Source organism: Spirillospora albida, from assembly GCF_000718255.1.
Classification (GTDB): Bacteria; Actinomycetota; Actinomycetes; order Streptosporangiales; family Streptosporangiaceae; genus Spirillospora; species Spirillospora albida.
This window is the reverse complement of sequence record NZ_JOFJ01000015.1, coordinates 1-16,901: the sequence shown is the minus strand read 5'-3', so window position 1 is coordinate 16,901 and position 16,901 is coordinate 1. Positions and strand designations below refer to the sequence as shown.

Genomic DNA, 16,901 nt, shown 5'->3' with positions numbered 1-16,901 from the left:
GGTCTGGAAGCCCACCCCGCCCGTCGTCAGGACCCAAATCTGACTGGGCCCGCAACGCAACCGGCCCCGCCCGTCAAAACCGTACACACGCCCCACACACCCGAACCCCGCCGTCCTGCCCGGTCTGCGGGGACGGCATGCGGGTCAGTGGTCGGTGATTCGTAGGACGCCCCAGAGGGACGAGTAGGCGTCCGTCCATACCGGGCCTGTGGGGGCTACGGCGCGCCAGGGTGCGGCGAGGTCCGTGAGGGGGCGCAGGGTGGTGGTGTCTCGGGCCAGGGCCACCCACTGGGACCGGTGCGCGGCTTCCTCGTCCTCGCGGCCGCCCGTGCGGGACACCGCGGCGAGTCCTTCGGCGCGGGCGGTCGCGCCGAGCATGGGGGCGAGGTCCAGGTGGCGGTTGCTCACGTGGAACGCCAGGACTCCGCCCGGACGCAGTTTGCGCATGTAGACGCGGAGGGCCTCGCGGGTGAGGAGGTGGGCGGGGACGGCGTCGGAGCTGAAGGCGTCGAGGACGATCAGGCCGTACGCGCCGTCGGGGGCCTCGGCCAGCCGCAGCCGGCCGTCGCCGACGACCGTCCGGGCGTCGCACGGGCAGTCGCGCAGGTAGGTGAACCGGTCCCGCGCGATGCGGACCACGGCCGGGTCGATCTCGTAGAAGTCGAACCGCTGGCCGGGCCGCCCGTACGCGGCGACGGTCCCTGCGCCGAGGCCGACGACGGCGACGCGGTCCGCCGTCCCGTACGCGGTCGAGACGTCGCCGAGGGGACCGCCGCGCGCGTAGTAGGACGTCGGGACGCGGCGCCGGGCCGGATCGCGGAACTGCGTGCCGTGCACGGTCGTGCCGTGCGAGAACTCGCGGAGCTCCCCCTCGTCCTTGACCTGGTAGGCGCCGAAGAACGTGCGCTCCCGGTGCGGCGAGTCGCGGTACTGCGCGCCGATGAGCAGCACCAGCGCGACCGCGACCAGCAACGCGAAGGCGCCGCGCGTCCGGGTCAGCAGCACGCAGGACGCCACCGCGAGGACGGTCCCGAGCAGGAACCCCCAGGTGCCGCCGACCAGGACGAAGAGCAGCAGCATCAGCGTGGGTCCCGCGAGCAGCGCGGCCTTCGCCGTCCACCCGAGCGCCGTGGACGGACGCGGCCCCGCCCACAGCAGCAGCGCCAGCGCCGCGACGGCCAGGGGGAGTTCCGCCACCCAGTCGAACACGAGGGGCGCGAGCAGGCCGTTGAACAGGCCGCCCAGCGTCCCGCCGAGGGACACCAGCAGGAAGAACTCCGTGAGGCGCGCGGGGCCGGGCCTGTCCCGGGCGAGCAGGCCGTGGCAGGCGAGCCCGCCGACGGCGAGGACGACCAGGTCCAATGCCAGCACGTAGGCGGGCAGGGCGTCGCTGAGCAGGGCGAACACCACCGGCAGGATCGCGGCGCAGGCGGCGGCGACCGTCACCGTCGCGGGCAGCCACCGCCCGGACCGGACGCCGAACGCGACGATGAACGTCAGCAGGTACAGCGCGAGCGGCACCACCCACATCAGCGGCACGGGGGCGATGTCGGTGGAGATGTGCGTGGTGACGCCGAGCATCAGCGACGACGGCAGGAACGCGAGGGCCAGCCATCCCGCGCGGCGCCGCCAGGTGATCGGCTCGTCCGGTCCGGTGTCCGCGGCGGCCGTCTCCGCCGGGCGCCGCGTCCGGACGACGATCGCGCACAGCACCATCAGGACGACGAAGCCGACGTATCCGGCCGACCACCAGCGGGTCTGGGTGACGAGGCCGGCCGCCGGCTCGATCACGAACGGGTAGGCCAGCAGGGCCACGAGGCTGCCGGCGTTGCCCGCCGCGTAGAGGAAGTACGGGTCGTCCGAGCGCGGCAGGCCCGACCACGAGTACCAGCGCTGCACCAGCGGACCGGTCGTGGCGAGCACCGCGAACGGGGCGCCCACCAGCGCGGCGAGGACGAGCAGCAGCCACAGCGCGGTCGGCGCCGACTCCGGAGCGACCGTCCAGCCCGGCAGCGCGATGGGCAGGGCGGCGAGCGGCGCAGCGACCAGGACCACGTGGACGAGCGGCTGCCACCGCCGGCCCAGCCGCCGCTGCGACCAGTGCGCGTACGCGTACCCCGCGAGCAGCGCGCCCTGGAAGAACAGCACGGCCGTGTTCCACACCATCGGCGATCCGCCGTAGGCGGGCAGCAGCAGCTTCGCCACCATCGGCTCGACGGAGAACAGCAGCCCGGACGCGACCAGCGACGTCACCGTGTAGAGCACGACGGCGGGCGCGGCGCCCGCCAGGCGCCCGCGAACAGGCGCCTTCTCGGGGGCGGCGGCCTCCGCCTCCGCGCTCAGGGACATCGCGCTCAGACCGTGTAGGGGACGGGCAGGTCCGGCACGAGCGTCACGACCTTCTCGCGGATCCTCCCGTCCGGGCCGACGGTGAGTTCCCGGCGCTCCAGCGCCCGGTCCCGGACGACGAACGCGGTGACGGCGAACCCGTTCCCCTTCGCGGCGGCGGCGGGCGCCTTGACGACCGGGCGGTACTCGGCGATGACCCGGTCGCGGCGCGCGGCGTCGTCCCCGGTGATGTTCGGCCGGAACTTGATCTCATCGACGGTGCCGACGACATAGGTCAGCCTGCCCGGCTGCCGGGTCGACTCCAGGAAGAGGCGGGCCAGCCCGATCGCGGCCGACGCGTCGCGGATCTCCGTTCCGTCCGCCGCGGTCATCGCGCCGAACGCCTTGGGGGCTCCCGTGAGCAGCAGCGCCTGCGCGCCCCCGTTCGCGACGTGCAGGCGGATCGGGTGCGCCCCCTGCCGGTAGTCCACCTGGTAGACCTTCCAGCCGCGCAGGAACGGCGCGGGCAGCGGCGTGAGCCGGCTGCCGCCCCGGGTGACGATGGACGCCTCCCGGGCCCGGCCCTGCTGGGCCAGCGAGGCGGCGATCGTCCGGCGCAGCTGCTCGTCCGGCCGCTTGTTCGGAGTCGGGGACGAACCGCTCTCCCCTCCTCCGCCGCCGCATCCCGCCGCCCCGAGAAGCGCCGCGACGACCACCCACACGATCACCGCGCGCCGCGTCCAGCGGTCAGCAGAAGATCCAGAGGAAGCAGCTCTCGTTGGCGTCATCCCACGCGTCTCCGTAGTTCTCGGGGTAGGTGTTTCCGTCCACGGAGGAGACCACCTCACCGTTCTTGAAGGCGTCCTTCACCCGCTTCCGCCCGGCGTCCTCGCCTATCCGGCGCTCCTCCTCCGGCGTCAGCGGCGGGCGCTGCGCCTTGGCCCGCGCCTTGTTCTCCGCGTCGATGGCGTTCTGATACGCGGCCTCGTATTCGTTCTGCAGCAGCGTATCCGGCGGCGCGCCGTTCGCTCCGCGCGCCTGCTGCAGTTGCTGGTTGTTCTTGATCTGGTCGACGGTGCCCTGGGTCTCCTCGTCGATGGCCTTGTCGACGTATTCGTTCTTGTCCATCTTCTTCGGGTCGGGCACGTTCCGGTTCTTGCCGTGGTTGACCTCGTGGACGAAGACGTTCGCGCGCTCTTCGGGCGACTGGTTGGTGTCGATGTAGAAGGTCTTGTCGTCGTCGCTCCAGTACGATCCGCCGCCGCTTCTGTAGACGACCCGGACGCCGTTGTCCTTGACCCACTTCAGGGCGTCCCGGCCCATCTGCGTCTCGTTGAGGACGGCCTCGGTCTCCGTCTGCTCCTTCGGCGGCTTCGGCGTGGGGGGCGTCCGCACCGGCGGGCCGGGACTCGGGCTCGGCTCCGGCGTCGGCCCGTTCTGCCCCGGTGTCGGCTGCTGCCCGGGGGTCGGCAGGACGCTCGGCCCGGCCACGGGACCGCCGCTCCGGGGCGTCGTAGACGGGGTCTCGCAGTCGTCCCCGGAGACCTCGCAGATGGCGGACTCCAGGCCCCCGGAGATCTTCCCGCCGATGGACGAGGTCGCCACCACGCCGATGACCGCGGCGATGACGAGAATCACCGCGATATAGCTGATGGCCCCTTCACCGCGATCTCGACCTGGTCGCACGACGATTCTCCCGGGGGGCGCTTGATCGGCAACCCTGAAATCAAACCGCGCCAGGCCGCCCGGCGCATGGGTCTGGAGACCCCATCACGGACCTCTAGACGCCGGCCGTCACCAGCCCCGGCACCGGTGCTTTCCGCTGGGTCCCCGGCCCCAATTCCGGACCCAAATGCGGGTGCGCGCACATCGGGCCGTTCAGCGTTCGAACGGCCGACCATAGAGTGACGCGGTGACCGAGCCCCTCGCTCCCCCCGAACCACCCGCGGCGGCCGACCCCGCCGCACCGCGGACGCGCGGGGCGTGGCTCTGGCTTCTGCCGGCGGGCTGGCTCGCCCAGGTGTTCGTCCGCCTGTTGCTGACGCGCGGGCTGAACGCGCCACCGGTGTATCCGGACGAGGCCGGCTACCTGATCGCCGCCCGCTGGTTCACCGGCGGGCCCGCCGCCGACCTGTCCGGCGGCACGTTCTACCAGGGCGGCTACGCCCTGCTCCTCACTCCCGCATACCTTCTCGGCGACGACCCCGTCACGGTGTACCGGCTCGCCCTCGGCATCAACGCGCTGATCGGCGCGACCGCGTTCCCGCTCGGCTTTCTCGCGCTGCGGCGCCTCGGGCTGGGCCGCGCGACCGCCCTCGCCCTTGCCTGGACGGCCGCGCTGCTGCCCGCCACCACGTTCTGGGGCGGGGTCGCGATGTCGGACGCGCTGCTCCCCGTCCTGGTCCTGGGATGCCTGCTGTGCCTGGACCGGTTCCTGCGGACGCACGGCGCGGGCGCGGGCGCCGCCGCGAGCGCGCTCGCCTGCTACGCGATGACCGTCCACAGCCGGGGGACGGTGGTCCTCGCCGTCCACGGACTCGTGCTCGCCGCGTCCGCGTATCGCCGCGACACCCGGCGCGCCGCGCTCCTCGGCGCGGGGACCGCCGTCCTGGGCGTCGGCGCGGCCGTGTACTTCAACTCCGTGGTGCGAGACCGGCTCTACCCGTCCGGCTCGTTCCAGGGCTCGGACCTTCTGTGGACGCGGCTGACGACCCTCGACGGGCAAGGCTGGGCCCTGGCGGGTGCCGTCGGCCAGCTGTGGGCGATGCTCGCCGCGACATGGATGCTGGGCGGCATCGGCCTCGTGCTCCTCTGGGTCGTGGCGGGGCGGCGCGACACCCCGTACGCCGACCGCGTCATGGCCGTGGTCGTGCTGACGACCACGGCCGGGATCGCCTACGCGACCGCCGCCGGCCTCCCCGACGAGATCCGCTACGGCAACCACGCGTACGGCCGCTACCTGTCGTGCCTCGCCTTCGTCTACCTGCTGGTCGGCCTGGCGGCACTCGTCCGCATGGCCCGGGTGGCGAAACCGGCGGCGCTCGCCGTGCTCGCCTTCGCCGCCTGCGGGACGGTCGTCGCATGGCGCACCTCCGGCATGAAACCGACGACGCACATCTACCTCGCGTTCGACTTCCCCGAGGTCGGCCTGCTCGGCGGGTTCTGGACGGGACTGAAGCCGTTCTGGACGACCCTCACCGCGTGCGGCCTGCTCGTCCTGTTCTGCGCCCTCCGCCGCTTCGGCCCCGCCGCCCTTGTCGGGCTGCTGCTCACCGCCAACCTCACCGCGGGAATGCTGATGCCCGTCGTCCTGCTCGAGCCACGCGCACAGGAAATTCCTCCGGTGGGCGAGGCGGGACGCGGCGGGGTCGCGGTCGCGGCCTCCCTGAACCCGGACCGGATGCGCTCCCTGCTCATCCACTCACGCCTCGCGTTCCGCGTGTCCTGGACGGAACTGGAGAAGTTCGACCCGGCCGGGCCGCCGCGCCCGGGTATCTGCGCCGTCGTCGTGGGACAGCCCGACGGCGTCGCACCGGAGTCCACCTGGCCCGCCCACCCGCCGGGCTGGCGGGCCCGCGCGGCCGAACGCCGTCAGCTGCGCTGGGTGGTCTGGTCGGCCCCGTCCTGCGGCTGACGGCCGGCCTTCCGGCGCCACCACTCGACCACCTTCAGCAGAAGGTACGGGACGGCCAGCGCGTACAGGACGCCGAGCAGCACGTCCACGACGTAGTGCTCGCCGAAGTACACGACCCCGATCCAGATCGAGACCGGGTACACCAGCAGCGGCCAGCTCCAGCGCCACCCGAACGCCTTCGCCGCGAACACGGCGATCAGCAGCGGATACGCCGAATGCAGTGACGGAACCGCCGCCACCGCGTTGGGTGACAGCTGCCGGTAGAACGAGTCGTACGCGCCGCCGCCCATCGCGCTCCACACGTTCCCGGTCACCCGGTGGATCGGCTCGATATAGCCGTCCTGCGCCGCCATCCACGGCGGCGCCGCCGGATACAGCAGGTACGTCAGGAACGCCGCCATGGACAGCCCGACGAAGCAGATCACGAACGGCCAGTACAGCGCGGGACGCTTCTTCCACAGCACCGTGGCCAGCAGCAGCGGCGCCACGAAATGGAACGTGTAGAGCAGGTAGAAGTAGAAGTCGTACCACTGGTCGCCACCGCGCCACAGGTGCTCTTGCAGCCATTCGGTCGGCAGCCGCCCGCCCGTCAGCCACCGGTCGAACTCGATCATCGCCGTGTAGTGGACGTTGTCGTTCAGGTCATCGGCGATCCCGGCGAACGACTGGTACAGCATCAGCAGCGCGAGGAACGGCCCGAGCCGCATCAGGAAGACCCGCGACTGCCCGAAGATGGCGAACAGCGCCAGCAGGATCAGGAACACGGCGTCGGGCGTCCAGAAGACGACCTTCCGCGTCACCACGTACAGGAGCAGCAGCACCCCGCACACCCGGAGCGCGAAGACCCAGAACCGCCTCTGGCCGAACTGGCCGAGCACACCGCGGGCGAGGGACTCCTCGCCCGCGGTCACCTCCCCGAGCCGTTCCGGCCCGTCCTCGACCAGCCCGACCCCGGCACCCCCGCCGCCCGACCCGACCTTCATTGACCGGACGCTATCCGCGCCCCATCGACCCGCCCAGGGTCCCGAGACCCAAGGCGGACCCGGGTGCGCCGATCAGCCGACCGGCAGATTCTGCACCTGCAGGAAGCCCGGGATGTGCACGTTCGCGGTCTTGACCTCCGGCGGGAGTTTGAACATGGCCCACAGGGTGTACTCCTCACCCTTCTCGACCATGTACTCCTTCTGATCTGTGCTGATCAGGTTGGGACCCAGCGTCACTCGGTGCTCGGAGTCGCGAAGGGCTCGATAACGAAGCTGGCCACTGACGATGGCTGCCGCACTCGTGCTTGCCTCGGCGTAGATGCCACTGTGGTCGTACGAGGAGCTCCAGGCATTCAACGCCTTGGCGTCGTCGTTGCGAATCGTCCAGACCAGCGAGACGTAACCGTGCCGATCCCTCCTGAGCTCGTTGATACGCACTTCAGCGTTGGTGGGCCAATCGTTCTTGACGATCCATGGCGGGTTGCCGCTGCGAGCTGTACCGATGACAGGCAGTTTGCCGTCGGCGGTGGGCGCTTGGGACGTGGGCGGCGCTGCGGAACTGGTCGCAGGTGGCTTCGGCTTGGTGAACTGCACGGTCACCCGTCGGTTGACCCTGCGCCCCTCCGCATTCTCGTTGGTGGCGATCGGCTCTCGGGACCCGTGTCCCTTCGTCCTGTATTCGACGCCCTGCCGAGTGACGAGGCGTTGCAGCGCGGCCTTCACGGTCTGTGCCCGCCTGTCGGACAGAGGGTTGTTGATCGCATCATTGCCGCTGTTGTCGGTGTGACCGTCGATCTGCACAGTGTTGCCCGCGGACTGGTCGATCTTCGCTGCCACATCCTTGAGCGCACTCTGCGCCTTGGGCGTCAAGTCCGCCTTGTTGAGGGCGAAAAGCACGTCGGTCGACAGACGGACCCGCAGGTTGTTGCCGTCGTCGTCCTGCGCCTTGGAGTCGTCGTCCACCTGTTCCGTGAGCGGGAACACCTGCGGTTCACCCGCCTTGAGCGTGTTCGGGTCGGCCTTGCCGCCGCCGCTGTCGACCACCACCGGCTCAACCGGCCGACTGCCCAACTGAACATCGAGGAACGGGGGTGCCGACGGGAACAGCGCATCCATATGCGTCACATCGGCAGGTGGCGCAGGAAAGACGGCGACGAGGTCTTTGCTGGCTTTCGCCGGAACGGTGGGCCACTCACGGGTGCAGAGGCAACGACCATTGTTGTATTCCATCGGGAAGTACCGCTTAGCGTTCTTCCCGTCCAGCAACGAGATGCCCGAAACCGCGTTGCTGTCAACCTTCGGAGAGTTCCATGGCGACTTCAGCGCAGGACCGAATGAGTACTCGCTGTCCATGGTGTTGCGGATCCGCCAGCGCGCGACGACCGCTTTCGGCGACACCCGATCCAACGCCATCAGGTCGACAAGAACACTGGATCCTACGGCCAGGGGGCGTGTTTGAAGGGGCGTGTTCGCCGCAGGCGCACCTCCGGAAGAGGGGCTCGTCTTCTTCGGCGGGGCCTTCTTCTCCTCACCGCCGCCGCAGGCCGCCAGGGCGAGCGTCATGGCCGCGACCACCGCACCCGTCTTCACCATGGCTCGCATATCCATACCTTTCAGCCTCGTCTTCTTCCGCGCATGCCGATATGGAGAACCGGATCATCCGGTTCTCCATATCGGCGAAGATTCGGTTGAGCAATCGATGGATCGACGCTCTGCGAGAAGCGTCAGGTGCCGCTTCCGCTCTTCGAGCCCGCCTCGGTGCCGGCCACCTTGTCGATGGCCTTGCCGATGCCGTCGGTGATCTTCCCACCGATGCCGGAGACGGCGATGGCCGCCAGGATTCCGGCGATGAGGATGATGACCGCGATGTAGGAAACCGCGCCTTCTCCCCGGTCCGACTTCGCCAGTGCCGCACGCGTCTGCATTCCGATGAACATCTCGGGCAACTCCCCTTTTCGGCTCCGCCTTCCGATATTGAAGGTACGGATTGGGGAATGCCGAACACAGGGTCCGCAGGCCCAAGCTGGACCCATTCGCCGGGCCCATCAGCGGTCCCCCACGGCGGTGCCGAGCCAGCGGGCGATGGCGGCGGCGCGGTTCTCCACGGCGAGCTTGGCGAAGATGCGGTTGACGTGGTTCTTCACCGTCTTCTCGGTGAGGAACAGCTGGGCGGCGATCTCGCGGTTGGCGCGGCCCTGGGCGATGAGGTCCATGACCTCCGCCTCGCGGACGGACAACCGGTAGCGGTCGCGGTCGGCGTTGCGGGGCCGCTCCGCCGCCGGTTCCTTGACCGCCTCCATCAGCGCGGTGATCGCCACCGGGGACAGGGGGTTGCCGGTGCCCGCGGCGGCCTGCCGGACGGCTGTCGCGAGCTCCTCGACGTCGAAGGTGCCGTGCACGAGGTAGCCGCTGGCGCCGCCGCGGACGGCGGCGCGGATGACGTCGGGCTCGTCGGTGTACGTGAGCATCAGGACCCGGGTGATCTTGCTGAGCTGCTGGACGGCCGACACCCCGTCCAGCAGCGGCATCCGGACGTCCAGCAGGACGAGGTCCGGTTTGTGTCGTTCGGTGAGTTCGATGGCGCGGCGGCCGTCGCCGGCCTCGGCGACGACCGTGGCGACGCCGGTCGCCTCCAGCAGGGAGACCAGGCCGGACCGGACGACGGGGTTGTCGTCGGCGACCACCACTCTGACAGCGCTCATGCGACCTCCAGGATGGGAGCGGGAGCCTCTGCGCCGGCGGGGATCGGCACGGTGACGGTGACGGTGGTGCCTTCGCCGGGCCGCGACTCCACCGTGAGCTCGGCGCCGGCGTGCGCGGCGCGTTCCTGCATGCCGACGACGCCGTAGTGGCCGGCGCGGGCGAGGTCGTCGACGTCGGCCGGCATCGCGAAGCCGCGGCCGTGGTCGGCCACGGTGAGGACGGCGGCGCCCTGGTCGCGGCGGAGCCGGACGTCGACGGCCGCGGCGTCCGCGTGCCGTTTCACGTTCTCCAGCGCCTCCTTGAGGATGGCCGCGAGCTCGTGGCGGGCCCGGATCGGCAGGTCGATGCCGGGGTCGGCGGACACGTCCGCGGTCACGCCCGCCGCGGCGGCCCAGCCGGTCGCGATATCGGTGACGACCTCGTCGAGCGGCCGCCCGGCCGTGTCGGTGCGCAGCTCGGCGATCAGCTCGCGGGCCTCCCGGGACGCGATCTCGGCCGCGGCGACGATGCGCTGCGCCTCCTCGCGGGCCCGGTCGGGGCAGCGGGTCACCCAGGCGGGCAGCGCGGCCGCCGCCATCGAGATGCCGCGCAGGGTCTTGCCGAGCGAGTCGTGCATCTCGCGGGCGAGGCGGGTGCGCTCCTCCGCGGCGGCGGCGGCCAGCTCGGCGCGGTGCCTCGCCTCGTCGGAGCGGGCGAACTCGTCGAACAGCCGGCGCAGCGCGGTGCCGACGAAGCCGCCGATGAAGTAGCAGGCGGGCATCCCGACGGCCGTCTGGAAGCTCGGGACCCACGCGGAGTCGGCCGCCGCCGCGTAGTAGAGAAGCACCTGCAGGAAGCAGATGAGCAGCATCCCGTTCCAGAGGAACAGCAGGCCCGCGAGCGTCGAGGTGATGGCGGTGACGAGGAAGAACGGGCCGAGGACGCCGCCGACCTCGAGGGCGGCGTAGGCCACGAGGGCGTCCAGGGCGAGGAGCACGGGGTGGCCGAGCAGCCGCGGGACGATCTCCTCCCAGCCGAACAGGGCGAGCGCCGACAGCGCCCCGACGCACGACAGCACGAAGATCGCGGCGAGGGTCTGGCGGTCGCCGGGGACCAGCAGCAGCGCCAGGCCGGACGCGAGCACCCGCACCTGCATCAGCAGGCGGAAGGTCGCGCCGATCCGGGCGAGCGGCGGGTCACTGGCCAAGGAGACCGCCACCTCCCGAGTTGAGGCCGAAGTACAGCGCCCCCATGATCAGCAGCAGCATCCCCGGCACCATCATGAACGTGGTGACGATGGTGATCTTGGGTTCGGCGCGCTGCGCCTTGCGGCGGGCGAGCTGGGACGACTCGCGCCGCATGTCCACGCTGATGTCGGCGAGGGCGCCGGCGAGCGGGGCGCCGAGCTCCTCGGCCTGGAGGATGGCCGTGACGAAGCTGGCGAGCTGCTCGCTGTTGTTGCGGCTCCGCAGGTCCTCGAACGCCTGCCGGAACGGCGTCCCGACCTCCATCTGGCGGAGCGTCGTCGTCATCTCGTCCGACAGGGCGCCCGGCATGCTCTCGGCGACCCGGGCGACGGCCTGCCGGAAGCTGAGGCCGGCCGTGACCGTGACGGCCAGGACGTCCAGGAAGTCGGGCAGTCCCTTCTGCAGTTCCTGCTGGCGTTCCTGGGACAGGTTCCACAGCACCACGTCGGTCTGGAACCAGCCGAACAGCAGCAGCGCCGCCCCGATGAACAGGTGGTCGGACAGCAGCATGATGACGCCGATGGAGCCGAGCAGGACGAGGGTGCCGGCCTTGTTGCGGGCGTACTGCTCCACGGTGAGCCCGTAGGGACGTCCGGCCCGCTCGATGCGGCGGTTCAGCCGGCCCCGCGCAGCCGGGCTCATCGTGCGCAGCAGCAGCGGGGCGAGGAGGCCGCCGAGCGGCTCGGCGATGTCGCCGAGCGGCCCGAAGCCCTTCTTGCGCGGCTTCTTGGCGATGGCCGCGAGCTCCTCGTTCACCTGCTGGCCGGACACCTTGAGGTGCAGGCCCCAGACGAACAGCGCCGTGAACAGCGCGGCCGCCAGGGCAAGGGCGAGCGGCATCATACGTCGATCCTCGTCATGCGGCGGATGATGAACAGCGCCCCGGTGAACAGCGTCATGGCGACGAGCAGGATCAGCTGGCCCATGACGGAGCCGGTCATCCGGTCGACGACGCCGGGGGCGAGGAACGCGATGCCGAACAGCGTCGCCATGCCCATGCCGAAGATCGCCCAGCCGGCCGCGACGGACTCACCGACGATCGTCTTGACCTCGCGGCGGGTCTCCTTCCGCTGCTCGAGCGTGCTGGAGATGTTGCGCAGGGACGTGATGAGCGAGCCGCCCGAGCGGGACGCGACGACGAGGGTGCTCACCAGGACGGCGAGCTCCCGCGACTGCAGCCGGTCGCGCAGCTCGTTCATCGCCGCGTCGAACGACTGGCCGAGCCGCAGCGCCTCGGCGGTGCGGGACAGTTCAGTTCGGGCGGGGTCGTCGAGCTCCTCGGCGGCCATCTCGATCGCGGTCCGGATCGACAGGCCGGCGGCGGCCGCGTTGGACAGGACGCGGGCGAGCTCGGGGAGCTGGGCGATGAACTCCTCGACGCGGCGCGCCTCCTGCTGGCGGAGGAAGGCGAAGAAGGCGAAGCCGACGCCGGCGGCGGTGACGACGCCCAGGAACAGCGACAGCACCTGGCCGAGCAGGACGACGATGAGGAGGGCGGTGCCGGTCAGCGCCGCCACGAAGATCGAGAGCCGGACCCGCAGCCCGGACGCGGTGAGCCGCCGGTTGATCTGCCGGCCCAGCGCGGTCCGGCGCAGCCGGGCGTCCCACCGGTCGAGCCGGGTCGCCATCGAGCGCTCCCCGAACCCGCGGGCTCCGCGCGCGGCCTGCTCCCGCTGCTGGTCGAGGCCGCTGCCGAACTGCCAGACGCCCAGCACGGCGAGGGCCAGGACGAGCGTCAGCGAGAGCAGGATCAGCTGGTAGTTCATGGCGTCCCTCCGGGGGGCGGACCGCCCGGCGCCCGCCCGTTGCCGGCCGGGCGCGGGGGCGCCGGGGGTGGTGGCTGGGACGTCCCGCCGAAGGCCGCCGGGACCGCCTCCCCGGCGAACACGAGCTTGGTGACGAGCTCGGGGGGCAGGGATCTGTGGACGTAGCGCCCGCGGACGACCCGGTCGAGACCGACGGGCTCCATTTCGAACTTCACCACCGGGGTCAGCTCGATCGACTCGCGCCGGCCGGAGGACACCACGGCGACCTCGCCGACGCGACGCGAGCCGTCCACCGCCCGGTCCAGGAAGACGACCGCGTTGACGGCGTTGTTGATCTGGTCGCGGATCGCGTCGTAGGGGATCTTGACCTCGCTCATCGAGGCGAGCGTCTCGATGCGGTAGATGGTGTCCTCGGCCGAGTTGGCGTGCACGGTCACCATGGAGCCGTCGTGGCCGGTGTTCATCGCCTGCAGCATGTCGAGGGTCTCCGCGCCGCGGACCTCGCCGACGATGACGCGGTCCGGGCGCATCCGCAGCGCGTTGCGGACCAGGTCGCGGATGGTGATGGCGCCCTCGCCCTCGATGTTGGGCGGGCGCGACTCCAGCCGGATGACGTGGTCCTGCTGGAGCTGCAGCTCGGCGGAGTCCTCGATCGTGACGATGCGCTCGCTGGACGGCACGAATCCCGACAGCGCGTTCAGGAACGTCGTCTTGCCGGTGCCGGTGCCGCCCGCGATGACGATGTTGAGCCGCGCCCGGACGAACGCTCCGAGCAGCACGGCGGTGTGCTCGTCGAGGGCGCCCATCTGCACCAGCTCGTCCATCCGGAACGCGCGGGGGAACCGGCGGATCGTCAGGACGGGTCCGATCAGGGACAGCGGCGGGACGATCACGTTCACGCGCTCACCGGTCGGGAGCCGCGCGTCCACCATCGGACTCGACTCGTCCACGCGCCGGTTCACCTGCGCGACGATGCGGTCGATGGTCTGGTACAGCTGGGCCTCGTTGGCGAAGCCCATGTCGATGCGGGTCAGCCGGCCGAGCCGCTCGATGTAGACGCTGTTCGGCCCGTTGACCATGATCTCGGTGACGGACGGGTCGGCGAGCAGCGGCTCCAGGACGCCGAGGCCGAGCGCCTCGTCCACGATCCGGCGGACGAGCTGCGCCCGCTCGCGGGTCGACAGCACCGGGCCCTCGCGAGTGAGGATGTGCCCGACGACCTTCTCGAGCCGGGCGCGGCGCTGCGCCATGTCCAGCGTGGCGAGGTCGTCGAGGTTGACCTCCTCGAGGAGGCGCTGCCGCCAGTGGCCGATGTCCGGCCCCGCCGCCTGCTGCTCCGGTCCGCCCTCCCGGCGGTTCTTCAACCCCATCTCAGCCCACCGGCATCTCTACGCGCCGCCGGACGGTGATGTTCAGATGCAGCCCGTCCGCGATCAGCGGCACCTTCGCGCGCACCGTGCAGCGGACGCCGTCGTTCGGCAGCGCCTCGACCGTGATCTCCTTGTCCTTGATCACCTTGGGCAGCGCGGTGTTCGCGGCGTGCGTGCCGGGACCGATCTTGGTCACCGGCTCGTTCAGCGCGACGCCCTGCATCGACGCGGTCCGCGCGCCCGTCCGGGCGGCGTTCTCGACCTGCTCGACCGTCGCGAAGGTGGTGTAGGCCTCGTACGCGCAGAAGAGCGCGGCCAGGACGAACCCGATCCACGCCATGAACTCGACCGACGCCGAGCCCGCGTCGCCGCGCATCCGGATCACCCCTTCCCCTCGTGGACGATCTTGGCCCGGTGGCTGACGGTGATCGGGAGCGTGAAGCCCTTCAGCACCAGCGGCGGCTTGATCGACACCCGGACGTAGCCGCAGTCGGGGTCGCGGGGGCCCGCCCCGTCGCACTGGAGGCCGGTGGGGTACTTCACCGTGAAGCTGTCGTCGTCGGCGAACCGCCCGGACACCCGCTTCCTCGCGGCCTCCTCGACCTCGGCCTGCCCGCCGCCCACCGCGGCGATGCGGGCGCCCTCGTTCGCGGAATGCGTCGTATAGGTCATCGACCAGCCGATCAGGAACGCCTCCCAGACCAGCACGAGGACCATCAGGATCAGCGGCAGCATGCCGGTGAACTCGACGACCTGCCCGCTGTCGCGGGCGGCGGTGGAGAACTCGGGCCGGCGGCGGAGCCGGCGGGTCGCGGGTCGGTTCATGGCGCCCCCGTCATGGCACGTTTGCCGCCGCCCGGGTCGACGGCCGCGGAGTCCAGCACGCCGAGCTCGCCGGCGAGCTGCCGCACCGCCCGGCGGAACCCGTCGTCCTCGACCCGGCTCAGCGACGCGTTGTTGATCGCCTTCTCCAGCGCGCGGAACGCCGGCGGGACGGTCGTCCTGGTCAGCGCCAGCCCGAGGATCCGGGCGGCGAAGTCGGGCTGGATCTCGTTCTTGCGGCTCTGCCGGGTCAGCACCGCGACGACGTCCTCGCTCTTGCGCACGTCCAGCCGCGACCACAGCCGGACCATGCGCTTCGCGGCGCGCAGGCACGGCAGGTCCGGCATCACCGTGATCGCGACCCGGTCGGCCAGCTCGATCGCCGTGACGGACCCCTCCGTCATGAACGTCCCGCAGTCGACGAGCACGATGTCGTACCGGGACCGCAGCGCGCCCAGGATCTGGCGCGTGGCGAGCGCCGTCACGTCCTCGGACCGCTCGGGATCGGACGGCGCGAGCAGCACGTGCGGGCCGTCACCGTGCATGAACAGCGCGTCCGCCAGCATCGTGCCGGTGATCTCACCCGCCACGTCGATCAGGTCGGCGATGCTGCGCCGGTGCACCAGGTCGAGGTAGCTCGGCACGTCCCCGGCCTGCAGGTCCATGTCGACCAGGCACACCGAGCGGCCCGGCTGCTGCGCCGCGGCCAGCGCGAGCTGGACGGCCAACGTCGTCGTGCCGGTGCCGCCCTTCGCGCCCGCGAGCGCGACGATGCGGCCGCGCCGCCCCCCGACGGCGTCCACGTGCCCGCCGCCGATCCACTTGCTCATCCCCCGCGACCACTCCGCGGCGGTGGACAGCCGCGACTGAAGCTCCTCCAGGCTGGGCTGGCGGGACAGGACGCCGCGCGCCCCGGCCTCCAGGGCCCGGGTCAGCGCGCTCTCGTCCACCGTGGTGCAGAGCAGCACCGCGGCGCAGTTCGGGCGCTGCATCGCGATGTCGCGGACGAGGTCGTGCGCGGGGACCGGTCCGATGTTCTCGTCGATGAGGACGACGTCGACGTCCTGCTCGGTGGCGACCATCCCGAGCACCTCGTTGGAGGTCTTGCCGATCGAGACGAGCTCGAACCCGGTCAGCTCGACCATGACGGCGCGGAACGTCGCCACGAGCTCCTGGTCGTCCCCGCCGAGGAGGATCTTGATGTCGCTCATCGGCCCGCCGCGGGGGTGTCGCAGAGCCGGTTCGCGGGCGGCTTCACGTCCTCGGGACCGCCGACGAGCGCCAGCCGCAGGTCCCGGGCGAACGATTCCGCGTACGTCAGCCGGAGGGTCTCCTCCGCGGTGAGCGCGAACGTCACCGGCAGCGCCCCGCTGGTGACGCCGCCGCCCCCGCTCTGCGCCTGGTTCCCGCGGTTGTCGGTGACCTGGCGCTCCGGCCCCACGTTGATGACCTGCACGCGGTTCAGGATCCGGACCGCGCACGGCCCCTTGCGGGCGCCGGTGATCTGCTCGAACGTGCTGTAGACGTCCACGATGGAGCCGTTGACGACCTTGCCCGCCACACCGGTCCTGGAGTCGATCATCACGGCGATCTCGCGCTGCCCCGGACGGAGCGCCGGCCGGTCCTGCAGCATGCCCTGCTGCAGGTAGGCGCCGCGCGGGATGCGGCCCGCCGCGACCTTGTTCTGCAGATCCGGGATCTGCGTGATGAACGCCTCGGTGGCCCACTTCTTCGGGATCTTCGTCTCCCGGACCGCCGCCGCCGCGATCGGCTGGAACGCCTCGATGTCCGTCTGCACCTGCAGGACGACCGTCATCTCGCCCACCGCCGCATCGGCGTCGGCCTGGACCTGGCTGACATAGCCGATGACCGAGATGAAGACGAACACGGCGCCGAGGGCCGCCACGATCATCAACAGGACACCGCGTCGCTGCCGGGGGTTCATCTTGCTCCGTTCTGCGAGGTCGTCCGCTCAGGGGTGCCGGATCGCGCGGAACTCGACCGTTCCGGGGCGGGACGGCTCGTCCGCTTCGACGACCAGGGGGGTCGGGCGGGGGGCGGGGCGGGGG

Annotated in this window: 16 protein-coding genes; 1 reads left to right on the top strand and 15 read right to left on the bottom strand. The window is 71.2% G+C overall.

Features of this window, described 5'->3' with window-relative positions; translation table 11 throughout:
- Nucleotides 1–144: 144 nt before the first annotated feature.
- The 3 genes from IE99_RS0119675 to IE99_RS29465 are packed head-to-tail and all read right to left on the bottom strand — an operon-like array spanning nucleotide 145 to nucleotide 3,966.
- Complete coding sequence (locus tag IE99_RS0119675; RefSeq protein WP_030172668.1) at nucleotides 145–2,349, bottom strand: fused MFS/spermidine synthase; 2,205 nt, start codon at nucleotides 2,347–2,349, stop codon at nucleotides 145–147.
- Between the two features lie 5 nt (nucleotides 2,350–2,354).
- Nucleotides 2,355–3,056, bottom strand: coding sequence for a hypothetical protein (locus IE99_RS0119670; protein WP_030172659.1), 702 nt, complete (start codon nucleotides 3,054–3,056; stop codon nucleotides 2,355–2,357).
- A gap of 19 nt (nucleotides 3,057–3,075) precedes the next feature.
- A complete protein-coding gene (locus tag IE99_RS29465) occupies nucleotides 3,076–3,966 on the bottom strand; it encodes a hypothetical protein (RefSeq protein WP_037559769.1) in 891 nt (296 codons plus the stop codon).
- A gap of 274 nt (nucleotides 3,967–4,240) precedes the next feature.
- Here IE99_RS29465 and IE99_RS0119660 point away from each other — a divergent pair, with 274 nt between their 5' ends.
- A complete protein-coding gene (locus IE99_RS0119660) occupies nucleotides 4,241–5,962 on the top strand; it encodes a hypothetical protein (RefSeq protein WP_051712829.1) in 1,722 nt (573 codons plus the stop codon).
- Here IE99_RS0119660 and IE99_RS29460 read toward each other — a convergent pair.
- From IE99_RS29460 to cpaB, 12 genes are all read right to left on the bottom strand, one after another.
- Complete coding sequence (locus tag IE99_RS29460; protein ID WP_051712828.1) at nucleotides 5,920–6,945, bottom strand: phosphatase PAP2 family protein; 1,026 nt, start codon at nucleotides 6,943–6,945, stop codon at nucleotides 5,920–5,922. The two genes, IE99_RS0119660 and IE99_RS29460, sit on opposite strands and share 43 nt — an antisense overlap.
- A 72-nt stretch (nucleotides 6,946–7,017) precedes the next feature.
- Nucleotides 7,018–8,538, bottom strand: coding sequence for an OmpA family protein (locus IE99_RS31330; protein WP_169744456.1), 1,521 nt, complete (start codon nucleotides 8,536–8,538; stop codon nucleotides 7,018–7,020).
- A 131-nt stretch (nucleotides 8,539–8,669) separates the two neighbouring features.
- Entirely contained in the window at nucleotides 8,670–8,882 is a 213-nt protein-coding gene (locus tag IE99_RS29450) for a hypothetical protein (protein ID WP_037559768.1), read from the bottom strand.
- Between the two features lie 108 nt (nucleotides 8,883–8,990).
- Nucleotides 8,991–9,647: a response regulator gene (locus tag IE99_RS0119640; RefSeq protein ID WP_030172646.1), complete on the bottom strand. Its 657-nt coding sequence runs from the start codon at nucleotides 9,645–9,647 to the stop codon at nucleotides 8,991–8,993.
- Nucleotides 9,644–10,834 (bottom strand): sensor histidine kinase, encoded by a 1,191-nt coding sequence (locus IE99_RS0119635; protein WP_037559767.1) that lies wholly within the window; start codon nucleotides 10,832–10,834, stop codon nucleotides 9,644–9,646. The genes IE99_RS0119640 and IE99_RS0119635 overlap by 4 nt, the downstream gene beginning before the upstream one ends.
- On the bottom strand, nucleotides 10,824–11,717 hold the full coding sequence (locus tag IE99_RS0119630) for a type II secretion system F family protein (protein ID WP_030172641.1): 894 nt from the start codon (nucleotides 11,715–11,717) through the stop codon (nucleotides 10,824–10,826). The genes IE99_RS0119635 and IE99_RS0119630 overlap by 11 nt, the downstream gene beginning before the upstream one ends.
- Nucleotides 11,714–12,640, bottom strand: coding sequence for a type II secretion system F family protein (locus IE99_RS0119625; protein ID WP_030172639.1), 927 nt, complete (start codon nucleotides 12,638–12,640; stop codon nucleotides 11,714–11,716). The genes IE99_RS0119630 and IE99_RS0119625 overlap by 4 nt, the downstream gene beginning before the upstream one ends.
- Nucleotides 12,637–14,010 (bottom strand): TadA family conjugal transfer-associated ATPase, encoded by a 1,374-nt coding sequence (locus IE99_RS0119620; RefSeq protein ID WP_051712825.1) that lies wholly within the window; start codon nucleotides 14,008–14,010, stop codon nucleotides 12,637–12,639. The genes IE99_RS0119625 and IE99_RS0119620 overlap by 4 nt, the downstream gene beginning before the upstream one ends.
- Nucleotide 14,011: 1 nt before the next feature.
- Nucleotides 14,012–14,386 carry a TadE/TadG family type IV pilus assembly protein gene (locus tag IE99_RS29445; protein ID WP_157610392.1) on the bottom strand — a complete coding sequence of 125 codons (375 nt, stop codon included), beginning with the start codon at nucleotides 14,384–14,386 and terminating at the stop codon, nucleotides 14,012–14,014.
- Nucleotides 14,387–14,391: 5 nt separating this feature from the next.
- Nucleotides 14,392–14,835, bottom strand: coding sequence for a TadE/TadG family type IV pilus assembly protein (locus IE99_RS30490; protein WP_051712822.1), 444 nt, complete (start codon nucleotides 14,833–14,835; stop codon nucleotides 14,392–14,394).
- Nucleotides 14,832–16,043, bottom strand: coding sequence for a CpaE/TadZ family protein (locus tag IE99_RS0119605; RefSeq protein WP_051712821.1), 1,212 nt, complete (start codon nucleotides 16,041–16,043; stop codon nucleotides 14,832–14,834). The genes IE99_RS30490 and IE99_RS0119605 overlap by 4 nt, the downstream gene beginning before the upstream one ends.
- Nucleotides 16,040–16,744 (bottom strand): Flp pilus assembly protein CpaB, encoded by a 705-nt coding sequence (gene cpaB, locus IE99_RS0119600; RefSeq protein ID WP_051712818.1) that lies wholly within the window; start codon nucleotides 16,742–16,744, stop codon nucleotides 16,040–16,042. The genes IE99_RS0119605 and cpaB overlap by 4 nt, the downstream gene beginning before the upstream one ends.
- Nucleotides 16,745–16,901 lie beyond the last annotated feature (157 nt).